Here is a 7,610-nt window from a genome sequence, read left to right as displayed (position 1 = left end):
TGGAAGGCTATACCGGGGGCGAACCGGTATCGCGCGTATGGTGCTCGAAGCCAAGGTTCCGGTGATTCCGGTTGCGATGATCGACACTGAAAAGGTCCAACCAATTGGCAAGCGCCTACCGCGGGTTAGAAGAGTCGGGATTGTCTACGGCAAGCCGCTTGATTTCTCTAGATTCGATGGCATGGAGGGCGACCGAATTGTTTTGCGGGCGGTCACCGACGAAATTATTTACGAGCTCAAGAAAATCAGCGGCCAGGAGTATGTAGACCAGTACGCCTCAACAGTGAAGGAAAAGCAGGCTGCACCTGCTAGGTAATAAACGATGAACGAACCAAACATCCAAGCCGATCCTGCTGTGCTGAAAGGTCTTGACAACTACAAGAATCTGCCTGCGATGCAGCAGCCAACCTGGACCGATGAGGCAAAGCTCAAGGCAGCTCGCGACGAGCTAGCTGTTTTACCACCACTTGTTTTTGCGGGTGAGGTGGACACTCTTCGCTCTCGGCTTGCCGCCGCAGCCGAAGGTAAAGCGTTCCTTCTGCAGGGCGGCGACTGCGCCGAGACATTTGCCGATGCAACCGCTGATCGAATCAGAAATCGTGTGAAGACTATTTTACAGATGTCGGTTGTTTTGATGTACGGAGCATCGATGCCGGTAGTGAAAATGGGTCGCATGTCTGGCCAGTTCGCAAAGCCAAGATCCTCCGATACCGAAACGCGTGGGGATGTAACCTTGCCGGCTTACCGTGGGGACGCGGTGAACGGCTACGAGTTTACGTCCGAGTCGAGAGCGACTGATCCGAGCCGAATGGTTCGCGCCTACCACACCTCGGCTTCAACGCTCAATTTGATCCGCGCTTTCACAACCGGTGGGTTTGCTGACCTGCGTTCGGTGCACGAGTGGAACAAGGGATTTACCGACAACCCCGCGAATGTACGCTACGAGCAGTTGGCGGCAGAAATTGATCGCGCGATAAGGTTCATGGACGCCTGCGGGGCTGACTTTGAAGCGCTCAAGGCTACAGAGTTCTACGTCTCCCACGAGGCGCTGTTATTTGACTACGAGCGCCCTATGACCAGGATTGACTCGAGAACCGGCAACCCCTACGCCACGAGCGGTCACTTTTTGTGGGTTGGTGAGAGAACCAGGCAAATCGATGGAGCTCACATCGATTTCATGTCCCGAATTAGAAACCCAATCGGTGTGAAGCTCGGTCCCGCAACCGAGGTTGCAGATGTTATGGCACTTATCGAAAAGCTAGACCCAAATCGCGAGCCGGGAAGGCTCACCTTCATCACTCGAATGGGTGCCGGTCAAATCAGGGACAAACTTCCAAAGCTCGTTGAAGCGGTAAAGGCAAGCGATGCAAAACCGCTTTGGATTACCGATCCCATGCACGGCAATGGCATGACAACCAAAAACGGCTACAAGTCGAGAAGATTCGATGACGTTATGGATGAAGTTGCTGGCTTTTTTGACGTTCACCGTCAAGCTGGAACTTTCCCGGGAGGCATTCACATTGAGCTAACCGGTGACGATGTCGCCGAGTGCCTCGGTGGTTCTGAAATGATTGATGAGAAGACTTTTGAATCGCGCTACGAGTCACTTTGTGATCCGAGACTAAATCACATGCAGTCGTTGGAACTTGCTTTCTTGGTATCTGAGGCTTTAGCTAAGCGCTAACGAGAAACTATGGTGACGCTGTCACCAACGCGTAGTTCACTACCGGTAGTGGGTCTTTGACTTCTAACCTGGGCAATTCCAAAATTTGAAGATAGCTGGTTAGTGTCGATTACGACTCGGAGTCCTAAGTCCTCAAGCAAGGTTTTGGCAGCCGCAATGGTTTCACCCACAACATTTGGCATGATTACGATCTCAGGACCCTTTGAAATTTCCAGAGTCACTCGGCCGCCTTCCGGTAGTGGCGTTTTAGTAAGAACTAGTCCAACGGCCGATCCGCTGGGCACCTCGTTGTTGAAAACTTCCGACTCATCGACTCTGAGCTCTAATTGAGCTAGTAGCGATCTGGCTTCCTCGCCGGGAAGCCCCGCAATCTCCGGTAGCGGCCCTAGCGAGACCAAGATATCTATTACGCTGCCCTGATTCAGGATTGCCCCAGCCTCGGCGGACAATCCAAATACCTGACCAGTTGGCTCCTGGGCGAAGAAATTACTGATGCTCCCGGGTGTAAAGCCGCTATCAGTAAGCAGCGATCTTGCTTCCTGAGAGCTAAGACCGATTGCATCTGGGACCCTTAGTTGCTCGGGTCCCAGGGACAGGTAGATGGTCACACTCGAACCCTTGAAAACCCTCGAACTGGCTTCTGGATCCGTTCTCGTGACTTCACCTTCTGGAACCGTTGCGCTATTTTCCTCGGCTTGATCGATAACTAGCTGGAGGGGAGAAAGAGCTTCCGTGGCAGCTTCCAGGGTTCGGCCCGTGAGATCGGGAATCACGGCAAGCCCGCCCGGTCCCGATGAAAACCACCAGCCTGCACCCCCTCCGCCCAAGATTGCAAGCAGTGTGAAAAAGGTGAGCCAAATCTTTGAACGCCCGTTGGCTTTTTGGAGCTTGGTTGTGAATTCAGATCCAAGCTCAGCTGACTCGAGGGCTTCGAATGAAATAACCTCGGTTGCTCCCGCTGGAGTGATGAACTCATCTTCAAAATCGATTCGGGCAGTCTTGTCTATCTGCTGCAGTGAGGTGGAAAGCCCTCTCGAAAGATCTGCTCTCGCCCGCGAGATAACCGGAAGAAGCGTCTCTGCCGAGGCGGGTCGATGAGCTGGATTTCTCGCGGTTGCCCACAAAACAATTTCATCCATTAACTCAGGTATGTCTGCTTTGAAGCTTGAGGGAGCGGGGATGTTGTCGTTGGCGTGCTGGTAGGCAATTTGCACCGCTTGCTCACCCTTGTAGGGCTGTGAACCGGTGAGCATTTCAAAGATCATTACCCCCAGCGAGTACACATCGCTTCTGGCGTCGGCTTGACCGCGAAGCACTAATTCGGGAGACAGGTATGCAACGGTTCCGACCACTGAACCGGTTTGGGTGTGCTGCGTAATTGCCCTGGCGAGCCCGAAGTCTCCCAGTTTTACCTTTCCACCATCGGATAAAAATACGTTTTCGGGCTTTAGGTCTCGGTGCAAAATTCCTGCTGCGTGAGCCGCCGCCAGCCCCTGGGTTAAAGGTTCAATGATTTCCAAGGCCCGGTTAGCATCCAACGCTCCGAAGTCATTCATGGCATCACGCAAGGTAATACCTGGAACGTATTCCATAACAAGGAAAATTACGTCCCCGTCTGATCCCTGGTCAAAAACGTTAACCAGGTTCGGGTGTGAAAGCTTGGCGGAGACCTTTGCTTCTCTTCGAAACTTATCCACGAAGGATTTATCCCTGGCAAGGTGAGGGTGAATCACCTTTAGGGCAACCTCTCGCTCGAGCACATTATCGTGAGCCAGATAAACACTGGCCATGCCACCCTCGGCTAAGAGGGACCGAACCAGGTAGCGAGAGGCAATCAACTGCCCAGCTAGGTTAGCCATGACTGCTTCCTGATTCGATCAGGTCAAACCAGCTCCAGGCCGATAATTCCCACTTCTGGTATGCCTCTGGAAAAGCTGAAATCTGCACGGCCTGAGCGGCACGGGTTAGTGGCATGCTCTGCCAATTATTTATGTCCAGAAGGCCTCGGACTTTTCCAAAGTTTGGACCGGTTGGTCCACCGAAGAATGCCCTTGCTGAATACTCGGGATCCATGATTTGGGCAACAGTACCCCAACCCTTGCTCGGTCTTTGCTGAAACAACCCAATTGAATCTCGGTCACCGAAGTTGATATTAACAAGGCTCGACTCCTGAATCGCCGTGGCCAAGGCGATGGCAATTCCATAGTCACTTACGCCTAGGCTTTTTCCAACCCGATGAATAATTTCTGCGTTTGATCGCATCTCGGGAGTCATTATCGTGATGCTGGGGCAGTGGCTTATCTCGTGAACGCCCGGGATGCTCAAGCGTTGACCGACGTAGATGGTGCTGGACCAGCTAAGTGAGTTGGCACTGAGGACCGATTGAGTGCTGACCCCGTAGACGGCTGCAATTCGACTTACCGTTTCACCCGCTCGCACGGTGTGGAAGCCGTGAACGGAGCAGGCGCCTGAGGGACGCATCGGATCAACTGTTGAAATCTCATCGCTTAGCGTGCTGGCGCCAGGTGTTGGGACTGGAATAGCTGGGTTTGCAATTGGGGCAACGGCAACCGTTGGATTGCTCTCTCGCGCAACCGGCTTTAGGCTCAGCACTTGACCGACGTAAATGATTGAGCTACTTGATAAGCCATTCAAATCTCGAAGAGCAGAAAGGCTCAGTGCGAAGCGCTTACCAATGGACTTGAGTGTGTCCCCGGCTTGCACCTGATAGCTCTCGGGTGCGTCTAGAGCCGGTTTGGGAGTTTCCAAAATCTTCGCAACTCTGAGCACTTGACCCGGGAAAATTATGGTGCTTGAGGAAATACGATTCACTGCGGTTAGTTCTTGAAGCGTTAGGCCATGCCTTTTGGCTATCGAGGAAAGATTGTCCCCGGCTTTTACTCGGTAACTTTCAACTTCCGACTTCTTTGGCGAAGCACCCGATAGCTTTAGGGTTTGTCCAACCCGAATCAGAGAAGTCGGGCCCAAATTATTGAGTCTGGCAATTTTTGAAATTGAGACCCCGAAGCGCTTGGCGATTTGGGTGACGGTGTCGCCGGATTTGACTCGGTAGCTCGCAATGGGCTTGGACTGCTTTACCTCAGGTATTGCGCCGGTGACCTCTGAAGCCGTCGAGGCGGAAGCGACCTCCTCGGAGTCGGAGTTTTTCTGTATCTCAGAGCTTGGGGAGGCGGTGGCTGGAATTTCCCCGAGGACAGGGGAGGCCATTGCCAGGGGTACGGAAAACATCGCCAACTTCTTTGGCAATTTTGATTTATCTGAGCGATCCATAGGCAACCCAAGCTTCACACAGCTCCAATGGTTATTCCCTGAACCGGCTGGGGTGTGGCAGTCTTGTAGGGTGACTAACGATTTGGACCAGGTCAGCAATTGGCTGACGATAGTGGAAACCGCTGACCTACTTGGTATCCCCAAGGGCAAGGTCAATCGGCTATTAGAAGAAAACACCCTCGTTGCGGTAAAGCGGGAGGGTCAGCTGATGATTCCGGCCGACCTAATCGTAGATGGGGAGCCGCTGCCCTCGCTTCGCGGGACCATAATTATGTTGCAGGATTCCGGCTACAGCATCGAAGAATCGGTGGCTTGGTTGTTTTCCCACTCCGAGGTCCTCGGGCAAACCCCACTGCAGTCGCTGCTTGAGGGAAAGAAGGCGCCGGTTCGGCGCCTTGCCCAGATGCTCGATATCTAAGAATCTAAGCCTGGCGGTTGATCACTTTTTCGGCCATAGATTTCAGGTGTGCCATGGCTTGAGGCTCTAGCTCGATTTGATTCAGCGCAGCCATTGCCTGCTCAGATAGCTCGCTGATGGTCCGTTCAACCTTTTCCAGAGCGCCGGAGCCAATGATGGTCTGCTGCAAAAAAGCCACCTGTTCATCGGTGAGCTCTCGAGAAGAGAGCATCTCGTCAAATAGTTTCCCAACCGAGTTAGATAGCGATGCTCTGGTGTAGCCAACCAGGACAGTGCGTTTTCCTTCTCTTAGGTCATCACCGGCCGGCTTACCGGTGACGGCAGGGTCCCCAAATACACCCAGTACGTCATCCCTAAGCTGAAAAGCCATTCCCAGCGGGACCCCGAAGGCGGAGACTTGCCGAAGTTGCTCCGGGGTTGCCCCGGCAAAAGCGGCTCCAATTAGAAGTGGAGCCTCAATTGAATACTTGGCGCTTTTGTACAAAATCACGTTGTTTGCCCGACCCACCGCGTCTTCCACTGGTCTAGTTATGGCGGCGTTTTCCTCCACGATGTCGAGGTATTGGCCCGCCATTACCTCAACTCTCATTCTTGAAAATTCATCACGGCATGCTGCCGAGACATCGAAGCTCGGAGCATTGAGTAGAGCGGTTCCAAAGATCTCGCTACTCCAACCGAGCATCAGGTCACCAACTAAAACAGATCCCGCAACTCCGAATCTCTCGTCCGAACCGGCCCAGGCAGAGGTTGCGTGGAGGGTCTCAAAGCGTTTGTGAACAGCCGGTTGACCTCGCCTGGTGTCGGACTGATCGAGAAGGTCGTCGTGGACCAGAGCCGCGGCGTGGAACATCTCGAGTGATGCCGCAATTCCGACCATCGCCTCGGCTGAGCGAGCCTTCTGCTCCGAGGTCTGGGCTGGGGATACCGGAAGGTGACCGACCCAAGACCAGTAGCAAAAAAGCGCTCGAAAGCGCTTTCCACCCTCAAGGAGCGCTTGGGTGTAATCTACCAGCGGAGAAAGATCGTCTGAAATTGCAGCAAATTCTTTACGCTGGATGGAACAAAACTCATCCAAATGCTCTTGAACCAACTTGAGCAGGGTCTCGGATTCATTCACAACGTATAGCCTAACTAGCTAGAGCGAGTTAGACTGAATAAGAAGGCATCCTAAAGTCAAGGACTTGGAGGAAACAATGGGTCTATCAGAGCACGAGCAAAAGCTTCTAGATGAGCTAGAGCGCGGCCTCATTGAAAGCGACAGCGGCTTTGCGGCAAAAGTCCAACGGGTAGGAAACCCTGCCGGAAAGCTGATCGGCGGCGTCTTGCTAGCGATTATCGGACTCGGAGTACTAGTTGCCGGAGTATTTCTGCAGTTTGCTCCCATTGGTGTCCTGGGTTTCTTAGTGATGCTCGGCGGCTTGGTGGTCGCAACCTCAAACCTTCAGTTGCCAGATATGCCATCTGGCCTTTCCAATCCGGGTTCTGGAAACCAGGGACCCGGACGAAACTTCTTTGAAGACCGCTGGGATAAGCGCCAGGGCGGCTAGAAGCCAGTAAATACCTCAAAAAGACCTCCAACGGGGGGTCTTTTTTTTAGTTACCCGAGCAACACGCCAGTTGGAGTAAATTAGTAGAAAATTCACCCAAAGTGGAGCAAAGTGGTGTATAGTGGAGGAAATCGGCGCAGCTGCCAATTTCACGGGGAAGGGGAATTTGATGCTGCTAGGCACTCACGCCCCCAAGCTGGATGAGAAGGGCCGGGTTATTCTCCCAGCTAAATTCCGCGATGAGCTCTCCCAGGGAGTAGTTCTAACCCGCGGCCAAGACCGCTGTCTATACGTTTTTTCCACCAAGGAATTTGAATCAGTCAACGAGACAATTCGTCAGGCTCCGATCACCAGCAAGCAAGCTCGCGATTACCTAAGAATTTTTCTATCCGGAGCCTCCGACGAGATCCCTGACAAGCAGGGAAGAGTCACTATTCCGCAGGCTCTTCGAAGCTACGCGGGTCTTGGCAAAGAACTTGTTGTAATCGGCGTTGGCTCAAGGGCCGAAATTTGGGATTCAGCTGCGTGGAATCAATACCTCGCCGCTCAAGAAAACAACTTCTCGGAAATATCCGAGGAGGTGGTTCCAGGTCTTTTCTAGCCTCGGTGGCCTGATCTTTCCTTTGACAATCTTCCCCGATGTCAAATAAAGATCAGGTCTCCTTGGGAC

The 7,610-nt window shown here is 53.0% G+C and carries 8 protein-coding genes; 5 read left to right on the top strand and 3 right to left on the bottom strand.

All coding sequences use genetic code 11. The features are described from left to right. Together WAO31_RS03345 and WAO31_RS03340 are read left to right on the top strand one after the other, a co-directional pair. Positions 1–316: lysophospholipid acyltransferase family protein (locus tag WAO31_RS03345; protein ID WP_509590249.1), on the top strand; the 316-nt coding region annotated here is incomplete at its 5' end. 6 nt (positions 317–322) lie between these two features. Next, positions 323–1,684 carry a class II 3-deoxy-7-phosphoheptulonate synthase gene (locus WAO31_RS03340; protein ID WP_509590247.1) on the top strand — a complete coding sequence of 454 codons (1,362 nt, stop codon included), beginning with the start codon at positions 323–325 and terminating at the stop codon, positions 1,682–1,684. Here the strand turns inward: WAO31_RS03340 and pknB are convergent. Next, the gene (gene pknB / locus WAO31_RS03335) at positions 1,681–3,543 is read right to left on the bottom strand and encodes a Stk1 family PASTA domain-containing Ser/Thr kinase (protein ID WP_509590244.1); all 1,863 of its coding nucleotides are present in this window, start codon (positions 3,541–3,543) and stop codon (positions 1,681–1,683) included. The genes WAO31_RS03340 and pknB overlap by 4 nt on opposite strands. Then, the gene (locus WAO31_RS03330) at positions 3,536–4,933 is read right to left on the bottom strand and encodes a muramidase family protein (protein WP_509590241.1); all 1,398 of its coding nucleotides are present in this window, start codon (positions 4,931–4,933) and stop codon (positions 3,536–3,538) included. Before WAO31_RS03330 ends, pknB begins: the two co-directional genes overlap by 8 nt. 112 nt (positions 4,934–5,045) lie before the next feature. On the opposite strand from WAO31_RS03330, the gene WAO31_RS03325 reads away from it, so the two are divergent. After that, entirely contained in the window at positions 5,046–5,393 is a 348-nt protein-coding gene (locus WAO31_RS03325) for an Rv2175c family DNA-binding protein (RefSeq protein WP_509590239.1), read from the top strand. 4 nt (positions 5,394–5,397) lie between these two features. On the opposite strand, the gene WAO31_RS03320 is transcribed toward WAO31_RS03325, so the two are convergent. Beyond that, positions 5,398–6,510 carry a polyprenyl synthetase family protein gene (locus tag WAO31_RS03320; RefSeq protein WP_509590237.1) on the bottom strand — a complete coding sequence of 371 codons (1,113 nt, stop codon included), beginning with the start codon at positions 6,508–6,510 and terminating at the stop codon, positions 5,398–5,400. A gap of 76 nt (positions 6,511–6,586) precedes the next feature. Here WAO31_RS03320 and WAO31_RS03315 point away from each other — a divergent pair, with 76 nt between their 5' ends. Further along, positions 6,587–6,940: a DUF3040 domain-containing protein gene (locus WAO31_RS03315; RefSeq protein WP_509590235.1), complete on the top strand. Its 354-nt coding sequence runs from the start codon at positions 6,587–6,589 to the stop codon at positions 6,938–6,940. A gap of 169 nt (positions 6,941–7,109) precedes the next feature. Then, on the top strand, positions 7,110–7,541 hold the full coding sequence (gene mraZ, locus WAO31_RS03310; RefSeq protein WP_509590233.1) for a division/cell wall cluster transcriptional repressor MraZ: 432 nt from the start codon (positions 7,110–7,112) through the stop codon (positions 7,539–7,541). The last annotated feature ends 69 nt before the right edge of the window (positions 7,542–7,610 follow it).

The sequence above is a fragment of the Rhodoluna sp. genome, assembly GCF_049276775.1.
Taxonomy (GTDB): domain Bacteria; phylum Actinomycetota; class Actinomycetes; order Actinomycetales; family Microbacteriaceae; genus Rhodoluna.
This window is presented reverse-complemented; position numbering and strand designations above follow the sequence as displayed.

What these genes read in the sequence shown, in the direction of transcription:
- WAO31_RS03340 (WP_509590247.1), top strand. Translation starts at nt 323, where the DNA reads ATGAACGAACCAAACATCCAAGCCGATCCTGCTGTGCTGAAAGGTCTT.
- WAO31_RS03330 (WP_509590241.1), bottom strand. Translation starts at nt 4,933, where the DNA reads ATGTTTTCCGTACCCCTGGCAATGGCCTCCCCTGTCCTCGGGGAAATT.
- WAO31_RS03315 (WP_509590235.1), top strand. Translation starts at nt 6,587, where the DNA reads ATGGGTCTATCAGAGCACGAGCAAAAGCTTCTAGATGAGCTAGAGCGC.
- pknB (WP_509590244.1), bottom strand. Translation starts at nt 3,543, where the DNA reads ATGGCTAACCTAGCTGGGCAGTTGATTGCCTCTCGCTACCTGGTTCGG.
- mraZ (WP_509590233.1), top strand. Translation starts at nt 7,110, where the DNA reads ATGCTGCTAGGCACTCACGCCCCCAAGCTGGATGAGAAGGGCCGGGTT.